Genomic DNA, 19,281 nt, shown 5'->3' on the forward strand with positions numbered 1-19,281 from the left:
GTGAAAATGCGCTCTTCAAGAAATTTTCAAAGCGCTGGCGTACGCCAGGGCGGGCATATCGGCCGGCAGCGTGACCTGCAAGCCCTGGGTGGTTTGTTCGAACGCCAGCGCACGCTTGGCGCCAAGCAGTTCGACCTGCCGGATGCGGCCCGGCAGGTGCGGACTGGCGCTGCCCATGGCCTCGATCGTCACCTTGCCCGTTGCCGGCCAGCCCATGACGAGCGCTCCTGTTCGTCGATGGTGCCGTTGCCGCGCACCGGTACGCTCAGCAGTAGGTTGCCGTTCTTGCTGACCACGTCGATCAGCGTATGCACCACCGTCTGCGCGCTCTTGTAGCCCTTGCGCTCGTACAATGGCCGGTCGTAGTGCCAGCTGCCGATGCAGGTACAGGTCTGCCATGGCAAGGGCTCGATCCGGTGGCTCTGGCCGCGCTCGATGTCCCACACCATGCTGCGGCGCTGCTGTGCATTGAGGATCTTGCCGTTGACGACCGCCTCGTTCCTGCCCTTGCTGGCGATGCTGCGGTTGTACAGGTGCGCCGTCAGGCGCATGCCAACATCGCTAAACGGGAACAACGGCAGCACGGCATCGTCGTAATACAGGATGTCCGGATCGTAGTTGTCGATCAGTTCGCGCGTGCGGTTGAAGAACTTGTCGCAGTAAGCCTGGTCCGGGATGGCTGCGCCCAGCGCATGGTTTTGCGCGTACAGCGCCTGCGGATCCATCCCTTCCCACCAGGTGCCCTTGCCGTCGGCGCGGGTCGGATTGCCATCGTAGGGAATGCCGGCGTAGGGACCGCTCTTGTCGGCGCGCTGCGCATCCTCGAACCAGGTCCAGGTACGCGCCGCATGCACGCTCACGCCGAAACGCATGCCGTTGGCGCGCGCGGCGCGGCTCCAGTCGCCGATCACGTCCTTGTACTTCGCCACATGGTAGCGGTAGTGAGCGCTGCCTTCCTCATACATGCCGCGCGCATACCAGTCGCCATGTTCCGGTTCGCACTGCGCCCCCCAGTGCGCCCAGATGCCGAACTTGGCGTTGCGGAACCAGTCCGGCGTCTCATAGGACGACAGCGAATCCCAGGTGGGCGCGAACGGACCGGCCACGATCGTCCCCGTGCCGGTGTGCGTCAGCGCGTCGGCCGCGCGCGCATAAGGCGACAGGGCGACGGCTGGAATTACCGCGCCTAAATGCTTCAGTAATTGTCGTCGTTTCAAAATCACTCCTGTGTGTGCAAGCAAGATGCGCGGAGCTCATTGTGCGAGCACGTCCGCTGCGCCGCAATTGCCTTATTTCGCAATCCGCGTTGTTAAATTGAACGTGCGCAGCGACCACTTGGGGACCTCGATGGCCGGGCCGGAGTGACGTAAATTTGTATATCGGGCGCAGCGAAAAAGGCACTGGCCGGATTGTTGGCACGGACCTACACTATGCGATCCGATGGCATTCACGAAAGCTGCCTTGCTACCTGTACGCAGACAATTCCTGGCACGGGCTATTGCGCTTGCTGCGCTGCCGGCGTGCGCGCTGGCGGCGCCGCCCATACCAACGAGCTCGCTGTTCGACGTCAGGCGTTTCGGCGCCAAGGGCGACGGCCGCACGCTCGACTCGCCGGCGGTCAATGCCGCCATTGCCGTGGCGGCGGCCGCGGGCGGAGGCACCGTGTATTTTCCGCCGGGGCGCTACCTGTCGGCGTCGATCAGGCTCAAGAGCAACATCACGCTCCACCTGGAGGCGGGCGCGGTGATCGAAGCGGTTGACGCGAGCGTGGCGCGCTACGACCTGCCCGAGCCGAACGAGGCCGGCGGCAACTATCAGGACTACGGCCACAGCCACTGGCAAAACAGCTTGATCTGGGGTATCGGCCTGGACCACGTGGCCATCGTGGGCGGCGGCTTAATCCATGGCAAAGGCTTGAACAGCGGCCACGACAAGTACACCGGCAACTACACCGACAAGCCGGACCAGCCCGGCGAGGGCGACAAGGCGATCGCGCTGCGCGAGTGCCGCAACGTGACCTTGCGCGATTTTTCGATCCTGCATGGCGGCCATTTCGGCATACTGGCGACCGGCTGCTCCAATATGCTGATCGACCACCTGACCATCGACACCAACCGCGACGGCATGGATATCGACGCGTGCAACAATGTGCGCGTAACGCATTGCAGCCTGAATACGCCGTGGGACGATGCGATCTGCCTCAAGGCCAGCTACGGCCTGGGTCGCATCCAGCACTGCGAAAACATCACGATCTCCGATTGCATGGTATCGGGAAATTTCGACGAGGGCAGCCTGATCGACGGCTCGTTCAAGCGCAGTGCGCCGGAGTACCGGTCGGGGCTATACGGCCGCATCAAGCTGGGCACCGAATCAAATGGCGACTTCAAGAACATCACCATCACGAACTGCGTTTTCGACACCTGCCGCGGCCTGGCGATCGAGAGCGTGGATGGTTCGCACATCGAGGACGTGACGATTTCCAACATCACCATGCGCAACGTGGTGAACGATCCGATCTTCATCCGTTTGGGCGCGCGCTTGCGCGGGCCGAACAAGCCGCCGGTGGGCACCATCAAGCGCATCAATATCAGCAATATTGTCGTCTCGGGTGCGTACCGCAACCACGCCAGCACCATCGCCGGGCTGTCGGGGCATCCGATCGAGGATATTCGCATCAGCAATGTGCAGATAGAAACGCAGGGCGGCGGCGATGCGGCCTGGAGCGCGCTGGTGCCGCCCGAACTTCCCGACGGGTATCCGGAGCCAGGCATGTTCGGCAAGGCGCCGGCGTATGCGTTTTACCTGCGTCACGTGAAGGCGATCGAGGTTCATCACGTCAAGGTGGGCTACGTCCAGCCCGAGGGGCGAATCGCGGTCGTGCTGGACGATGTCAGCGATGCCAGCTTCCATGCCGTCAATCTGCAGCGCGGGCAAGGCGGGGCGGCGCTGTTCGCGCTGCGCGGTGTCAGCCAGTTCTTCGCCAAGGATGTGCGCGGCATGCCGGACCGCGAGATCACGGGGAGTGTGGATGCGCTGACATTGTAATAGCCATCAACGGATCAATTTTCTTCATCGATATCCCGGTTACGTTTTATGCTTCTGTCAGATCCGCAATGGTAATCTGCTATGGAAATTTTTATTGATGGAGCCTGATACGTGAATCCTACCGTCGTTAATCTGTGGCCGCTGCTCGGCGTGGCCGTCATCATACTGGGCTTCGCGCTGCGCGCCCATCCTGTACTGGTGGTGATCGTGGCCTGCGCCGTCACCGGCTTTGCCGCCGCCATGCCGGTCGAGCATTTGCTCGCCACGCTGGGCACGGCCTTCATCAAGACCCGCAACCTGCCGCTGATCCTGCTGCTGCCATTGGCCGCCATCGGCCTGCTGGAGCGCTTCGGATTGAAGGAGCACGCGCAGGCGTCGATCGCCCGCATCAAGTCCGCCACCACCGGCCGCATGCTGATCGTCTACCTGGCGATCCGCGAGATCAGCGCCGCCTTCGGCCTGACCAGCATCGGCGGCCACCCGAACATGGTGCGCCCGCTGATCGCGCCGATGGCGGAGGGCGCCGCCGAAGTGCGCTACCCGGCGCTGACCGAGGAGCTGCGGCACCGCATCCGCGCCATGTCCGCCGCCACCGACAACGTCGGCCTGTTCTTCGGCGAGGACGTGTTCGTGGCTTTCGGCGCCATCCTGCTGATGCAGACCATCCTGCGTGGCGAAGGGCTGGAAGTCGATCCGCTGCACATGGCGCTGTGGGGCATACCGACCGCGGTGACGGCCTTCATCATCCACTCCTGGCGCCTGCACCGGCTGGACGCGCAGATCGCCCGCGCCATGCTGGCGGTGAAGGAGCCGGCATGATACTCAAGCTCGAATACTTCTACTATGTGCTGGGCGCCATGCTGCTGCTGGTCGCCTGGATGTCGCTGACGGACAAGCATAATCCCAAGCGCTGGTCCAGCGCCTTGTTCTGGGCCTTGTACGCGGTGGTCTACCTGGCCGGCGACTTTTTGCCGCCGGTGGCGGCGGGCGTGCTGATGGTGGTGATGGCGCTGATCGCCGGCTTCGGCGGCGTGGCGCTGGGCCGCTACGGCGAGCGCACGCAGGAGGAACGCAAGAGCAGCGCGCAGCGCCTCGGCCATCGCCTGCTGATCCCGGCGCTGATCATTCCCGCCACCACGGTGATCGGCTCGACCCTGCTCAAGGACGTGCACCTGGGCGGCCTGCTGCTGCTCGATCCGAAGAACGCCACCTTGGCCAGCCTGGGTTGCGGCTCCTTGTTCGCGGTGGTCACGGCCTGCTGGCTGACCCGCGCCACGCCGATGCAGGCGATGCGCGAGTCGCGCCGCCTGATCGACCATCTGGGCTGGGCGGTGGTGCTGCCGCATATGCTGGCGGTGCTTGGCCTGCTGTTCACCGAGGCCGGCATGGGCAAGGCGGTGGCGCACGTGGTCACGTCCTACATCAACCTCGACGTGCGGCTGGTGGCGGTGGCGGTGTACTGCATCGGCATGGCGCTGTTCACCGTCATCATGGGGAACGGCTTCGCGGCGTTCCCGGTGATCGCGGGCGGCGTCGGCATCCCGGTGCTGGTCGGCGTGTACCACGCCAATCCGGCGGTGATGGCGGCGATCGGCATGTTCAGCGCCTACTGCGGCACCTTGATGACGCCGATGGCGGCCAACTTCAACATCGTACCCGCCGCGCTGCTGGAACTGCCCGACAAGAACGCCGTCGTGAAGATCCAACTGGGCACCGCGTTGCCGCTATTGCTTGCTAATATTGCACTTCTTTATTTTCTAATGAACATGTGACCTGCATGTGAGTTGGAGTAGAGTAGCGCACAAACAAGCGCAGCAATCGGAGCACATGTAGATGAAAAAGATAATATTGTTGACCGGGTTCGAGCCGTTTAACAAGGAGACCATCAATCCCTCGTGGGAAGCGGTACGCGCTCTCGCGGAATGGCATGAAGGCGATTTCGTGGTCCACGCGCGCCAGCTGCCCTGCGTGTTCGGGCAGGCCAGCAAGGTGCTGCACCAGGCGGTGGAGGAGCTTCAGCCCAGCATCGTGATCGCGGTCGGGCAGGCCGGCGGCCGGGTCGATCTGTCGGTGGAGCGCATCGCCATCAACATCGACGACGCGCCCATCGCCGACAACCAGAAACGCCAGCTGGTCGACCAGCCCATCGTCACCAACGGCCCGGCGGCCTACTTCTCCACGCTGCCGATCAAGGCGATCGTGCACGCGCTGCGCGAGGCGGGGCTGCCGTCGTCGGTGTCGCAGTCGGCGGGCACGTATGTGTGCAACCACGTGTTCTATAGCCTGATGCACCAGGCGCACGAATGGGGCACGACGATGCGCGCCGGCTTTATCCACATTCCGTATCTGCCGCAGCAGGCGGCGGCGCATCCGGGTGCTGCCAGCATGAAGCTGGAGGACATGGTCGAAGGCCTGCGCATCGCCATCCGCACCACGCTTGCCCACGACGTGGACACGCGCGAGGCGGGCGGGGTCACGCACTAGGAAGCGGCGTTGAAGCCGCGTCCTCCCGCGGGATAGCTCAACAGTGCGCGCGCTAACTATTAGGAAATATATAATTCCAGGCAACTTCATTGATGCCGAAAATTATGCCGCTGCCGGAACAAATCTCCACGGCGTTGGCGCGCTTTGCCAGCGAGACCCGCCTGTATCAGCTCCGCATTGTCGATGACGCGTCCGCGCCGGTCGGGGACGAACTGCTGGTGGAGGCGTTTTATGCCGACGATGCGGTGCAGGAGATCGGTCTGCGCGACGTCATCGCCCTGTCCACCAACGCGTTTATCGATCCGTCCAGTTTGCGGGGGCGTTGCGCCACGCTCGGCGTCACGCTGGCCGACGGCAGCCGCGACAGTTTCAGCGGCGACATCGCCGAAGTCGCCATGGTGGGCAGCGCAGGCGGCTTCGCCCGCTACCGCCTGCGGCTGCGTCCGTGGTTATGGCGCCTGGGCCAATGCTGGAACGGCCGCGTCTGGCAAGACAAATCCGTGGTCGAGATCGTCGATGCGGTCTTCGCCGGTTATCTGCCACTGGCACGCTGGCGCTGGAGCGATGAGGTGGCGTCCTTCATGGCCGTCGCTGGACAACGCAGCTATTGCAGCCAGTATCGCGAATCCGACTTGGCCTTTGTGCGGCGCTTGCTGGCGGAGGAGGGCCTGGGCTGGCGCTTCGAGCAGCAGGAAGATGGCGTGTGCGTGGTGCTGTTCGCCGACAGCAGCCAGCTGAGCGCGGTGCCTGAGGACGTCAGCAGCGCGGCCGGCGACGGCGTCCGCTACCAGGCCGCGCGGGCGGGCGAAGCCCAGGATACGGTGCAGTCCCTGCAATTGCGGCGGACGCTGACCGCGTCCATGACGACCCGCCTCAGCAGCGACTACAAGACCGCGAAGAGCATCGCCGCCAGTTCCGTCTCCAGTCTGCCTCCCGCCAAAGGCCTGCCGCCACTGGAAAGTTATGACACCCCCGGCGCCTATGCCCATGCGGGCCTGGAGCAAGCCCGGCATTACGCGGACCTGCAGATGCAGGGCTTGGAGGCGCGCGCCCAGGCATGCGCCGGCCGTTCGACCGTGCGCAGCCTGCGCGCCGGCACCCGCCTGACCATCGCGGACTTGCCGCGTCCCGGCGCGCCGGCCGCGTACACCGTGCTGCGGGTCGTCAGCGTCGGCGTCAACAACCTGCCCGTGCCCGCGCGGCTCGGCCTGGCGGAGCTGTTCGGTCCGATACCCGAACTGCTGGAACAATCGCTGCCGGAGGGCGAGCCGGAGGACTTCGCGCTGACCATCGCCCAGGCCGCCGGCAGCGGCTACGCCAATCGCTTCGAGGCGGTGGCCGCCGACGTGATCTGGCGTCCCCAATTGCCCGACAGCGAAGGCCGTGGCCACCCACGGCCGACGGCGCGGGGCACGCAAAGCGCGATCGTCATCGGCCCCGACGGCGCCGACAGCGCGGCCGGCGCCGACGAGCTCTATTGTGATGCGCTGGGACGGGTGCGCCTGCGTTTCCATTGGCAGGATGGCGGTGACGCCAGCTGCTGGGTGCGGGTGGCGCAGCGCTCGGCCGGCGGCGGCATGGGCAGCCAGTTCCTGCCGCGCATCGGCCAGGAAGTGCTGGTGCAGTTTATCGAGAACGACATCGACCGTCCGATCATCGTCGGCGCGCTGTACAACGGCCGCGGCGAAGGCGGCGTCGCGCCGACGCCGGGAGGCCGGTCCGACGCCGCCAACGCCGCCTCGCCGTTCGCGCGGTCCGCCGACCATGCGCCCTCGGCGCAGGGCAATCTGAGCGGGGGCAACAGTCCCTTGTGGCACGGTGCTTCCGCCGACGTGGCCGGCCACGGCAACACGGCGGCGCAGTGGGGCGTGCGCAGCAAGGAGTTCGGCGGCACAGGCTACAACCAGCTGCTGTTCGACGATACCGACGCACAAGGCCGCGTGCAGCTGCGTTCGACGCACGCGGCCACCGAATTGAATCTGGGGCACTTGATCCACGGCGCCGACAATTATCGCGGCAGCCTGCGCGGCCAGGGCGCCGAGCTGCGCACCGACGCGTACGGCGCGCTGCGCGCGGGCGGCGGGCTGCTGGTGACGACGTATGCGATCCGGCACGGCGCCAGCGAACGCGAGCCGATGGGCGATAACGCGGCCGGCATCGCGTTGCTGAAGCAGGCGGTCCAGCTCGGCGCGACCTTCAGCGCGGCGGCCGCGACACATGGGACGGTGGCGCTGGCCGGGCATGTCGGCGCGGCCAAGGCCAATGCCAGCACGCTCGACGATGACGCTGCGCCGCTGCAGGCGCTGTTGACGGCGGCCTCCGGCATGGTCGGCGAGGCCAGCTTGGCGGCAGCCATGACCGACGCCGCCGATCGGAACACCGCGCCGGCGGGCGGGAAAATTCCGCACGCCAGTTCGCCGCTCATCGCCATCAGCGGTAAATCCGGGATCGGCGTGGCGGCCGGACAGGCGATGCAGCTGGCCAACGGCGAAACGGTCTCGCTGATGAGTGGCGGCGACAGCCAGTTCGTCAGCGGCGGCCAGATGCGCCTGCACAGCGGGCAGGCGATCGGCGTATTGGGTGGCGCGGTGGGCGCCGGCGCAAACGGCCTTGGCATGCAGCTGGTCGCGGCCGCGGACGCGATCGATCTGCAGGCGCAGGCCGATGAGCTGAAGGTGCAGGCGCGCGATGACGTCAGCCTGATCAGCGCCAACGCCGGCATCGATTGGGCCGCCTCCAAGCGCATCAGCCTGTCGACGGCGGGCGGGGCGAACATCACCATCGAGGACGGCAACATCACGGTGCAGTGTCCCGGGAAAATCACGATCCATGCGGGCACCAAGAATTTCGCGGGGCCGGCAAGCCTGAACTATCCCTTGCCGAAGTTGCCCAAGGCGGAATCCAAGCCCACGCGCAAGGAGTTTGACCTGATGCTCACCGCGCTGCCCGGCCCGGCCGCGACGCCGCTGGCCCAATACGACTGGCAGATAGTGCGCGCCGGCGGGGCGGTGCGCGACCGCGTGATTGTGTCCGGCCGTTCCGACGATCAGGGCAAGATGATCATGACGGCAGCCCAGCAGCTGCGCCTTTCCGTTGCCGTGGCGCGTTGGCCGAACGATCTGCTGTTGTTGGCGCCCGGCGTGGAAAGGCCTCTGGATATTTACGGCGAACGCGCCGATTGGTCGGGCAGCCGTCGGGTACTGCACGCGTTGGCCGCGATGGACTTCACGCCGGAACCGGGCACCCACGTGGCCACGTCGCAAAGTCAAAGCGACCGGACGAGGGCCGGGGAAGCGATCGGTGAAGCCAGCATGTTCAATTTTTTCAAAAAAATACAGTGAGTCAGCATGTCTAATTTACTCACCCCGGTCGCCCTACTCGGCGACGGCGGCAAAACGATAGTCCGGGGCCAGGCCGCAAGCCATGCCGAGACGCATCGCCTGGATCTCTCGGAGTCGAGCCCGTTCGCGCCTTTACGGCAGGGGAATCGCGTTGAGTGTTTTACGACCGGGGCGGAATACTTCAAGGCGCTGGAAAAGGTCCTGAGCAGCGCCACGAAAAGTATCTTCATCGCTGGCTGGCAAGTGAGCTGGAATGTCGAGCTGACGCCGGGGCGGCGTCTGATCGATATTTTGCATGAGCGTGTGTGCAGCTCCGAGCACTTCCGCGTGTATGTGATGCCGTGGCTGTCGCCCCAGGTCGGGGTCAACACTGGCGATCTGGGTACCATGCTTGCCGTGTTCCAATTGAATGCCGGCCGCAAGACGATGCAAGCCATGTGCTGCCCGGCGGGTGCGCAAAGCGACTATACGGGGAGCGAGGGCGCGGCTTTCAGCCATCACCAGAAAATGATTGTGGTCGACAATCGCTACGCCTACGTGGGCGGCATGGATGTGGCCTACGGCCGATACGACGACGCGAACTTTTCGCTGAATGCGGGCGCGCGGCGGTTTCGCGAGCGCTACAACCCGGGTTTGCCGCCGGTGAGGAAGATCGATTCGACGGATGGTCCTTGCCTGTCGGACATGGACCTGCTGAGCACTACGCTGACTTATGGCCTGTGGGACAAGGGCGGCAACACCGCTCCCGGGGCGATGAGCGATTTTCTCGCCCGCGCGCAGCACAAGGCGGACGTCCTCGCGGTCGAAGCCGTGGCCTTGGTCAATAAGGCAGCGCGGTTGATGCTCGATACGGAGGTGGCGCAAATGAAGGCGATGGCGGCCGACGCCAAATCCATCGCCAACGCGGGTGCCGACGTGGCGATCGCCGCCGCCAACGCGGTCAGCCGCCAATGCGCGGCCCTGGAAGTGCCAGATCTGTATAACGGGGTGCAGTCCCTCAGGGTGGGCAGCGCGCCCACGTCCGCCGCGCCCGACCTGTTGCGCGACGCCGAACGCGGCACGCGCGCCGGCTGGAACGCCGGCGTTGAACGCGCCGCGCAGGTGACGCATTTTTTCGCTCCGCTCAAGCGCCTGCGGGTCGACCCGGCTCCAAAGTCCAGTCTGCCCGGAGCCATCGAACGGACCGAACGCAGCGCGCGCGCCCGCGCCAACGCGGTCATCGACGAGGCGGCGGCGTTGGCGGGCGAGGTCGGCCATGGGGTCGAGACGGCGCGTCTGGTGTGCGTGGAGATCGGTCCCGGCACGGAACGCGCTGTGGCCCAGACCAAGGATGCGTTGCGCCAGGCCGGCCACGCGGTCGCGGCCGGCGCGGCGGCGGGTGCGGCGGAGGTGGCGGAGCAGGTGAATATATTCCAGCGCGCGGTGGTCGAGCAGATCAATGTCGTGCGCGCCGCGCTCAACACGCGCGTGCTCGCGTTGATGGAGATCGCCAAGCGCGGAAGCGGCGAGGCCATCGACAAGCTGAGCCAGGAAAACGTGGAGGCGGTGGTCACCCAGCTCAAACATTTGCTCAAGCTGGTTTATGCCCAGCAGTTGGCGACTTCGTGGCTGCACGCGTGCGCCCATCCCTTGTTGATGAATACGCGCACCAAGGCGGCGTCTGCGAAGGTGCTGAGCGAAACCCAGCCGCGCCAGCCATGGCAGGACGTGCATTGCCAGATCGAGGGGCCGTCCGTGGATGATCTGGCGCGTAATTTCATCCACCGCTGGAACGCCAGCAGCACCAGCTACATGACGGACCCTGCGTTGAGCAAGTTGTTCGCCGCGCGGTTCCCGGGCCGGGACGACGACGACCCCACGTTGGGTGAGGTCCTCGTGAAGAAGCTGATGCAGCAACTGCTCAAGCTGTCGCTGATCGGAGCCGACCTGCTGCCGGCGGCACGGCCGTCCCCGCCCACTGGTGTTGCGCCTACCGGAGTGGCGGTGCGGGTGTTGCGTAGTGCGCCGCGAAAAATGTGTTTGCAGGAATTGCAGGCGCAGGGCAGCAAGGCGGTTCCGCCCGGGGCGCAGCATGAGATCCAAACCGCCATGATTAGTTTGATTAACAACGCTACCGACTTCGTCTACATTGAGAATCAGTTCTACCAGACCGACTTTGGGGAGCCTTCGATAGATGTGTTTTCTCGTGAAGGTCGCGACCTCACTTCAGGTCCCGTCAAATTCCTGATGAGTAAAATGGGCAACGATCTGACCGCCAGGCTAAGTAGCGCGCGCGGGGCGGTGGGTAAGAAACTTTACCCCGCCAATCAGATCGGCAAGGCCTTGGGCGACCGCATCACCCAGGCGGTGCGACGCGGACAACCGTTTCACGTCTATCTGGTGCTGCCTGTGCATCCCGAGGGACCGCTGTCGGACATCACCATCGTGGGCCAAGTCCATTGGACCATGCAAAGTTTGGTGTTCGCGGAAAACAGCCTGGTGAACCGGGTGCGGCGCGCCATCCTCGCCAAGAGCTTGTGCAAGCAGCCGCTGAATGACGCCGCATGGAATAAGGCGCTTGAGGAAGCGGGCGAGAAGGTTGATACGAAATTCGCCTTTGAATCGGTGACGGACGATAAGTGGGCCAAGTATCTGACGTTGCTGAATTTACGCAATTGCGAGACGGTCGGCGGCAAGGTTCGCACCGAGCAAATTTATGTGCATAGTAAATTGCTGATCGTGGACGACCGTCATATCCTCATGGGCAGCGCCAACATTAATGATCGAAGCCTAAGCGGCAAGCGGGATTCCGAAATAGCGGTGATGCTGCTCGACTCTGCGCAAGAAAAGAAAACGCTACGCGAGCAGGTCACCTCGGTTAACCCTTTGGCACGGCGGCTGCGGGTAGATCTGTGGAGGAAACACTTCGCGTTGACGGGTAAGGGAAACGACATCATTAAACCGGCCACGGAAATGGAGGCGCTGATTGAAAAACCAGCTGCGGATGTCACCATTCAGACGATACAAAGTATTTGCAGCTCTAACGCTGAGAAATACCAGGCGGTGTTTCCGTTCACGCCTTGGAGTATCCCGCGAACAGCTCCAGATCAGGAAACGCAGCAGTACGGCGCTTCTCTTTGGCCGGTGTGTCCATTAGGGAGTCCCGCCGAGACCGCCGCCAAGCTTGCCGCGAAAATGCCCTTCGACGAAAATTTCTGGACGACGCAGGAAGTGCAATTTATGAAGCCACAAGGTTTGCGGGGCTATTTCACAGCGTTCCCCGTGTATTGGACGATCGGTGAAAACAACCACCCCGGCGAAATGAACGTCATGGTGCTGTCCCAAACCGATCACCCAACGAGCGAGAACAACAATGCATGATTTTTTCACGAAGCGTCTCCCAGGCGGAGTCGTTTGCTGCCTGCTGGTCTGCGTGGGTTTACTCAGCTGCTCGAAGGCCGGTCACAGTCAAGAATCAACGGGCCCTGCTTACACCCGCCCGACTGGTTGGAAAACCGTCTGCGTGGGCCGCTTCCTGATCGATTTGCCGCCGTCGGCGGAGTTGGGCGCGACAGAGGTCGAATATAAGGCCGTATATGGCTTTGATGGTATCTACAGCGGCGAGGCGAGGGGGAATTTGCACTTTGGTGAGGTAAAAATCGCTGAGACGGTGCCGACGGAAAAAGCGGGCCTGGATAGGGTGCACAGAGCTGTCAAAACAAGGATCGGCTCTCCCGAGATGTTTGAAGATATACTCAAGGCGCGTCAAAACGATGTGAAGTATTTGGTTGATCGGATGGCTAAGAGTTCCCCTGAGGACGCTGCCGGGGATGTTGACCTGTTAAAAGTGCGAAAAGATAGAGTACAAGAAGTCCTTTTTAACGCCAAGGTCACCGGCGAAGCGAAGCTCGATGATGCCAATGGATTTGCCGTCCGCTTGGGATCGAACTATGTATTAGGGTTTTACGACCCACAGGACCAGCGGGTGCGAACCTTCAGCGATGGCCGTGTAACGTCAAAGATCGACAGTGCGCAAGGCGCCGCCGAGGAGTACCGGCGCGTGCGCGCAACTTATCATTCGCGGGCGCCGACCGATATTCCCACGACACCGGGATTCTGCACGAACTATGGATTCATCGACGAGCCGCTGCGGCCCGAGGTGAATGTCCGCATGCGGGTGCCGATTCAAATCAAGCAATACCCCAATCTGTTGCTGTTTTTGGAAACGGAACCCGCTGGCGAGAACGGAGCGCGAAACATTCAGAAGTTTCCCAACATGGACGCGGACACCAACCAACTGGACAAGGTCGCCGTCAAACGCAAGCATGGTCCCAAAGCGGAACAAATCCTGGGTACGCCTGGCCGCAGTTACGGCCAGGAGTACGGTGATTATTGTTTCGAAAACGAGTGCTGGCCGCGCGAACAGGCATACGACATGGAGGCCAAAACCTTCGGCGAGCCGGACAACGTGGAGCGACCGCTGCTCACATTGTTCATGACGGCGGCCAAGTCCGACGACTACAAGTTGAAGCTGCCGGCCGAGCCCAAGGGGAACAACGTTCCGACCCGTCCGGCATTGAGTGGCCACGTCCCGCCGCCCTTTGAAGTCGGGCAGGAGATTTTTGAACAGGTGCTGCATTCGATTCGTCCGCGGCCAGGCGGGATCGCCGGGCAGGGCGAGACACCTGCGAAGGTCGCGCGCTGATTTGCTCAAAAATACAAAAGAATTGGAATGATGATCCATCCAAGCCCGCTGTTGGCGATATGGATAGCCCATCTTCACATCAAGAAAACCAAGACGCATGATAAATATATTGAAATTTAAAGGTCTTACATGTCTTGGCTTGTTGGTGTTATCCGCTCCAGCGTGGGCCGGATGTAATACCCTCGGCAACTGGCTCGAAACGCCGAGTGGCGACGTAAAAGTCATGATCGGTTACGAACCACCTGATCAATACGTACTCGATGGTCTTTCAGATGGATCAGAGCGCAAGGCGCGCCTCGCGCCATTGCCGAGAGACATGATTGAACAGTCCGGCAAGGGAACTATGTCGCCGGCCCGCAACACTGTTATTTCCTATTATGAAGCGGATGGTCTGGGGGAATGGCGGCTCTGCCGCTTAGAGCACTGGTGGCCTGCTGATTCGGATGACGATGCCACTCGGCAGAGATTGCGTAAAGTTACTCCACGTTATGTCGCAAAGAATCCAATATTGGCGAAATTGCCGCCTGGTGTCATGGCGTATGACGCCACTTTGGTTTTTTACGATAAAAAAGGACGCATTCAGCAAACAGCCATAGGGAACTTTGCCGAACCAGAACGGCCATTAATTATCAAGACGTGTTACGTATATGATGACAAGGACCGCGTCCTTCTTGGGGTTTGGCCCACTACAACAAAGAAATGTCCCAGTGGTGAACCCGATCCACGGGATGCGTGGAAACGCTATCGATATGCTGACTATCAAGGGAAATCCGTCGTTTTACTAGACCAATCGCACGGGGTCGGCCAGAACGGCTCATGGAGCGAGAAAATTCGATTTCAATCTAGTGCAGGTCCGGACGGGTTGTCTGGCGTTGCCGAGGTCGATTCGGTGAATGGGTTGACGCTTATCTACGGATCGGATGTTGGCGCAAAAGACAATAACAGCGCGAATATGGTGGTTAATGAACTGGGCCACTGGAATGGATCCACGTATACATTTACCAAGCCCCCTGTTCCAGCCGCCGTGCTAGACAATCTCGACTTACTTTACAAATACGAGCGCCGCCGTCAAACAATGGTCAATGGCGCGGTCAAAATGTACGAGTTGTTCCCGCCTAATCAACACATCGCGCGTGACCGCTACTACATGATTGATTCATTCGTGATGAGACACGAGCAGCTCGACGCCAAGGGAAAAGTGGTCAGAGTCATTACGATGAAAGACTGGCGCCAACCTCACCCGGGACCGAATCCTGCGGTGGACGATAAGAAGCTCGTCGCCAGGCAGTTCCCCTTGTTCCACGAGATATTTCATCGCGTCTACGACATCGATGCGAAGGGAAATCCAAAGCTTGTCGCCATCAGCTGGAACAGGGAGCGGCGGCTGAATCCCGCCAAGCGCGTGCCCCTGGATATGGCGGATCTTGTGTACGGCACTCCCGATGGCAAGGAGCGCTGGAAGACCGAAGCGGAATTTGAAAAAGCTTTTAACACCAGCGCGCATGCGAATGCCGTTTTCCCCGACAATCCACGAGACGCGGATTGATCGGCTGAACTTTTAAAAAATGCTCACTGCGTATGGAGGAGTTATCCCTTGCGCGATGAGCTTATTCGCTTTGAAAATCACTCGCCACGTGCCGGCGGATTGAGAATGTTGAGGAAGGCCCGCACCACCGGCGCGTCGTCCAGCGTGGTGTAGGTGATGTACAAATTCGCCGATGGCGGATTGGTGCGGATCGGCAGGAACACCACGCCCGGCCAGCCGATGCGGCTGGTGGTCTCGGGCAGCAGCGCCACACCCAGGCCCGCGCCCACCATGGCCAGCAGCGTCTGCGGCTCGGACGCTTCCTGGAATATCGTCGGCTGGAAGCCGGCCTTTACGCAGCATTGGATCAGGTAGCGTGGGAAGGATGACTTGTCCAGCGCCAGCGTCAGCATCGGCTCCTCGGCGATGTCGGTCAGTTCGATCGCTTCCTGCTTGGCCAGCGGGTGATGCTCGTTGATGGCCACGCACACGTCCTCGCGGAAGCACAGCTCCTGGCGCAGGTTGTCGTTCCTCAGGTCGTCCTCGTCCAGCTTCGGCTCGCGCCAGAAGCCGACGTCGATCTGCTTGGCGCGCAGCGCGTCGTATTGCAGCGTGGGGCCCAGTTCGTGCAGGGTCCAGCTCACGCGCGGGAACTTGGTCTGGAACTCTTCCAGCAAACTCGGTATCGGTCCCCACATCGCCGAGCCGACGATGCCCACCCGCAGCCGTCCCACTTCGCCACGGTCGATCTGGCGGATGGTGTCGATCGTCATGCGCATCTTGCCCAGCAGGTCGGATGCTTCGCTCATCAGCGCCTTGCCCGCCACCGTCAGCTCGAAGGTGCGGGTGGTGCGCGCGAACAGCTTCACGCCCAGTTCATTCTCCAGCTTCATGATCTGCTGGCTCAAAGGCGGCTGCGAAATATGCAGCCGCTCGGCGGCGCGGCTGAAACTCTTTTCTTCTGCGACGGCGAGGAAGTACCTCAGTTGTTTCAGATCGATGGACATGGCGTTCTTTGGGCGATGTGGGACGATGTCAGTGCGCGTGCATGGCCACGGCCAGCGCCGCGCCGCAGCGGGCGTTGTTCTTCACCAGCGCGATGTTGGTGGCCAGGCTGCGGCCCTCGGTCAGCTGCTTGATGCGGCTGAGCAGGAACGGCGTGACGTTCTTGCCGGTGACGCCTTGCGCATCGGCTTCCTGCAAGGCTTGCGTGGTGATGGCGTCGATCTCCGCCTTCGGCATCGCTTCATCGGCCGGCACCGGATTGCTGACCACCACGCCGCCCTTGAGGCCCAGCTGCCACTTGGTGTGGATGAAGGCCGCCTGCTCGGCCGCCGTGTCGAGCTGGAAGTCGGCGTTGAAGCCGCTCTCGCGGGTGAAGAAGGCGGGGAAGCCGCGCTGGCCCACGCTGACCACCGGCACGCCGTGCGTCTCCAGGTATTCCAGCGTCAGGCCGATGTCGAGAATGGACTTGACGCCGGCGCACACCACCGCCACCGAGGTCCGCGCCAGTTCCTGCAGGTCGGCCGAGATGTCGAAGCTGGTCTCGGCGCCGCGATGCACGCCGCCGATGCCGCCGGTGACGAACACGGAGATGCCGGCCAGTTCGGCGCAGATCATGGTCGCGGCCACGGTGGTGGCGCCCAGCTTCGACTGCGCCAGCACGTAGGGCAGGTCGCGGCGGCTGACCTTCATGGCGTCGGGCGAGGTGCCCAGCAGTTCCAGCTGCTCTTCCGACAGGCCGATGCAGATCTTGCCGCCGATGATGGCGATGGTGGCCGGCACGGCGCCGCCGTCGCGGATGATCTGTTCCACTTCACGCGCCATCTGCACATTCTGCGGATACGGCATGCCGTGCGAGATGATGGTCGACTCCAGCGCGACGATCGGTTTGCCGGCGGCGCGGGCGGCCGCCACTTCGGGCGAAAACAGCAAGTATTGGTGCATGGTGTGGTTCCTTAAGCCTTGTTGGGGAAGAGCGGCGGGTTGTATTCCGCCGACAGGTCGAAGTCGTGGATCTCGTCGAGGACATCGGCGGCCAGCATCGGCGACACCGTCTCCTGCGATTCGAGCGTCATCGCGGCGACCTTCAGGCCGCGGCGGCAGGCCAGCGTCAGGTCCTGGCTGCCCTGGTACAGCGACCAGCAGACGGCGGCCGAGAAGGCGTCGCCGGCGCCGGTCACGTCGACCACCTCCACCTGGTGCGCGGCCAGCCAGACCAGTTCGCCGTCGCGGGTGTGGAACACGCCCTGGCTGCCGCAGGTGACGATGACGTCCTGCGCGCCTTGGGCCTGCACTTCGCGGCAGGCGGCGCGCACGTCGGCCTCGGTCGGCAGCGCGCGGCCGGCGCGGGTTTCCAGCTCGCCGCGATTGAGGATCAACAGGCGCAGGCCGCGCAGGTCGGCCGGCAGGCGCGCCATCTTCGGCTGCGACACCGCCACGATCACCAGCGGCACGTTGTCGGCGCGGGCGCTGGCCAGCAGCAGGCCGATGCTGTCGGCCGGCAGGTTCAGGTCGACCACCGTCATCGCGGCGGCGGAGCGCTGCGGCTGGCGGCTGGCCAGGTATTCCGGCGAGATGCGGTCGTACAGCGCCATGTCGGCCAGCGCCACCACCAGTTCGCCGGCGTCGTCGAGGATGGCGGTGTAGGTGCCGGTCTGCGTGTCCGGCAGCTTGAGCGTGCCGCGCGTGTCGATGCCGGCGCTTTCCGCGTGGTCCTGCAGGCTGCGGCCGGCGACGTCGTCGCCCAGGGCGGTCAGCAGCGCGGTCGGCAGGTTCAGGCGCGACAGGTTCTCGGCGATGTTGCGCGCCACGCCGCCGAACACTTCCTCGGCGGTGGCGGGATTGGAGGTGCCCAGCTGCATGGTGGCGATGGTGCGCAGCTTGCGGTCCAGGTTGGCGGCGCCGATGCACATCACCGGACGCTTGTCCGGCAGCACGTAGGCGCGGCCCAGCAGGCGCCGTTCGCGGATCAGGCCGGCGATGTGGCCGGCCACGGCGGAGCGCGACAGGCGCAGTTCCACCGCCAGATCCTGCTGGGAGATGAAGGGATTGGCACGGATCAGCGCATAGAGCTGGTCCTTTTTGGAGGAATCGGTCACGGGCTACTCGCTAAAACATTTGTTCATCATGTTAAACATTTGTCCAAATCAAGTCAATCGCGCACTACGGCTAAGTTTGCCTTGTTTTATAATACCCCCGATTTATATCGCTTTAGTATAAATGCTGAAGAAAAATGGTATTTGCCATACATATGGACGATGATGCATAGTGTCAGCTTCCCCAGCCACAACAGAAAAACAGAGGATAACCATGTCTAATAATTCCCCATTCCAGGCAGCCGACATCATTCGCGCCCGTATCCCTGCGGGCTTCAAGCCGCGCATCGCAATGATTCTGGGTTCCGGCCTGGGCGTGCTGGCGGAACAAATGACCGACGCGGTCACCATCAGTTTCAATGAACTGCCAGGCTTCCCGATCAGCACCGTGCACGGCCACGCCGGCGAACTGGTGATCGGCACCCTGTCGGGCGTGTCGGTGGTGTGCATGAAGGGCCGCGGCCACGTCTACGAAGGCTACGGCCTGGGCGTGATGACCAGCGCCGTGCGCACCATGAAGCTGCTGGGCTGCGAGATGCTGTTCGTGACCAACGCCGCGGGTTCGCTGCGCACCGAAGTCGACGCCGGCTCGCTGGTGGCGCTGACCGACCATATCAACTACCTGCCGGGCACCCCGATGATGGGCCCTAACGATGAGCGTTTCGGCCCGCGCTTCTTCAGCATGGCCAACGCCTACGATGCCGACCTGCGCGCGCTGCTGCACACCTCCGCCAAGGAGAAGAACGTCACCCTGCACGACGGCGTGTACATCGCTTACGCCGGCCCGAACTTCGAGACCCCCGCCGAAATCCGCGCCTTCAAGACGCTGGGTGCGGACATGGTCGGCATGTCGGTGGTGCCGGAAGTGGTGTCGGCCCGTCACTGCGGCCTGAAAGTGGTCGGCGTGTCGGCCATCACCAACCTGGCCGAAGGCCTGTCGCCGTTCCCGCTGTCGCACGAGCAGACGCTGAAATACGCGGCCGTCGCGGCGACCTCGCTGATTGAAGTGATCCTGGGCTTCCTGGCCAACGTGGCCAAAACGCCGCAGGCGTAAGATTTCCCGAGGGGCGGCCGAATGTCCGCCCCTTCTGCTTTATAGGAGTT

At 62.9% G+C, this 19,281-nt stretch carries 14 protein-coding genes; 9 read left to right on the forward strand and 5 right to left on the reverse strand.

The genetic code is table 11. From position 1 onward, the window contains the following. Positions 1–15: 15 nt before the first annotated feature. Positions 16–216 carry an alpha-L-fucosidase C-terminal domain-containing protein gene (locus ACUJB0_RS10940; protein WP_444845247.1) on the reverse strand — a complete coding sequence of 67 codons (201 nt, stop codon included), beginning with the start codon at positions 214–216 and terminating at the stop codon, positions 16–18. Then, positions 189–1,217: an alpha-L-fucosidase gene (locus tag ACUJB0_RS10945; RefSeq protein WP_444845248.1), complete on the reverse strand. Its 1,029-nt coding sequence runs from the start codon at positions 1,215–1,217 to the stop codon at positions 189–191. Before ACUJB0_RS10945 ends, ACUJB0_RS10940 begins: the two co-directional genes overlap by 28 nt. Before the next feature lie 223 nt (positions 1,218–1,440). On the opposite strand from ACUJB0_RS10945, the gene ACUJB0_RS10950 reads away from it, so the two are divergent. The 8 genes from ACUJB0_RS10950 (at position 1,441) to ACUJB0_RS10985 (ending at position 15,100) form a co-directional block, all read left to right on the forward strand. Further along, the gene (locus ACUJB0_RS10950; protein WP_444845249.1) at positions 1,441–3,045 is read left to right on the forward strand and encodes a rhamnogalacturonidase; all 1,605 of its coding nucleotides are present in this window, start codon (positions 1,441–1,443) and stop codon (positions 3,043–3,045) included. A gap of 111 nt (positions 3,046–3,156) precedes the next feature. Continuing rightward, positions 3,157–3,864 carry a DUF969 domain-containing protein gene (locus tag ACUJB0_RS10955; protein WP_444845250.1) on the forward strand — a complete coding sequence of 236 codons (708 nt, stop codon included), beginning with the start codon at positions 3,157–3,159 and terminating at the stop codon, positions 3,862–3,864. Then, positions 3,861–4,817, forward strand: coding sequence for a DUF979 domain-containing protein (locus ACUJB0_RS10960; protein WP_444845251.1), 957 nt, complete (start codon positions 3,861–3,863; stop codon positions 4,815–4,817). The genes ACUJB0_RS10955 and ACUJB0_RS10960 overlap by 4 nt, the downstream gene beginning before the upstream one ends. Before the next feature lie 61 nt (positions 4,818–4,878). Beyond that, positions 4,879–5,529 carry a pyroglutamyl-peptidase I gene (gene pcp, locus ACUJB0_RS10965; protein WP_444845252.1) on the forward strand — a complete coding sequence of 217 codons (651 nt, stop codon included), beginning with the start codon at positions 4,879–4,881 and terminating at the stop codon, positions 5,527–5,529. Positions 5,530–5,621: 92 nt separating this feature from the next. Then, positions 5,622–8,870: a type VI secretion system Vgr family protein gene (locus ACUJB0_RS10970; protein ID WP_444845253.1), complete on the forward strand. Its 3,249-nt coding sequence runs from the start codon at positions 5,622–5,624 to the stop codon at positions 8,868–8,870. Positions 8,871–8,876: 6 nt separating this feature from the next. Further along, positions 8,877–12,230 (forward strand): phospholipase D-like domain-containing protein, encoded by a 3,354-nt coding sequence (locus ACUJB0_RS10975; RefSeq protein WP_444845254.1) that lies wholly within the window; start codon positions 8,877–8,879, stop codon positions 12,228–12,230. Positions 12,231–12,372: 142 nt separating this feature from the next. After that, a complete protein-coding gene (locus ACUJB0_RS10980; RefSeq protein ID WP_444845255.1) occupies positions 12,373–13,554 on the forward strand; it encodes a T6SS immunity protein Tli4 family protein in 1,182 nt (393 codons plus the stop codon). A 223-nt stretch (positions 13,555–13,777) separates the two neighbouring features. Beyond that, positions 13,778–15,100 carry a hypothetical protein gene (locus ACUJB0_RS10985; protein ID WP_444845256.1) on the forward strand — a complete coding sequence of 441 codons (1,323 nt, stop codon included), beginning with the start codon at positions 13,778–13,780 and terminating at the stop codon, positions 15,098–15,100. 77 nt (positions 15,101–15,177) lie between these two features. Here the strand turns inward: ACUJB0_RS10985 and ACUJB0_RS10990 are convergent, their stop codons facing one another. From ACUJB0_RS10990 to ACUJB0_RS11000, 3 genes are read right to left on the reverse strand one after another with little or no spacing between them, the layout of a single operon-like run. Continuing rightward, positions 15,178–16,086: a LysR family transcriptional regulator gene (locus ACUJB0_RS10990; RefSeq protein WP_444845257.1), complete on the reverse strand. Its 909-nt coding sequence runs from the start codon at positions 16,084–16,086 to the stop codon at positions 15,178–15,180. Between the two features lie 28 nt (positions 16,087–16,114). Continuing rightward, positions 16,115–17,026 carry a pseudouridine-5'-phosphate glycosidase gene (locus tag ACUJB0_RS10995; protein WP_444845258.1) on the reverse strand — a complete coding sequence of 304 codons (912 nt, stop codon included), beginning with the start codon at positions 17,024–17,026 and terminating at the stop codon, positions 16,115–16,117. 11 nt (positions 17,027–17,037) lie between these two features. Continuing rightward, on the reverse strand, positions 17,038–18,180 hold the full coding sequence (locus tag ACUJB0_RS11000) for a carbohydrate kinase (RefSeq protein ID WP_444845259.1): 1,143 nt from the start codon (positions 18,178–18,180) through the stop codon (positions 17,038–17,040). A gap of 211 nt (positions 18,181–18,391) precedes the next feature. Between ACUJB0_RS11000 and xapA the strand changes: the two genes are divergently transcribed. Next, entirely contained in the window at positions 18,392–19,231 is an 840-nt protein-coding gene (gene xapA, locus ACUJB0_RS11005) for a xanthosine phosphorylase (protein ID WP_152804975.1), read from the forward strand. Positions 19,232–19,281: the final 50 nt, after the last annotated feature.

Origin of the sequence: Duganella caerulea, from assembly GCF_040362985.1 — a bacterium.
Taxonomy (GTDB): Bacteria; Pseudomonadota; Gammaproteobacteria; order Burkholderiales; family Burkholderiaceae_D; genus Rugamonas; species Rugamonas vulcania.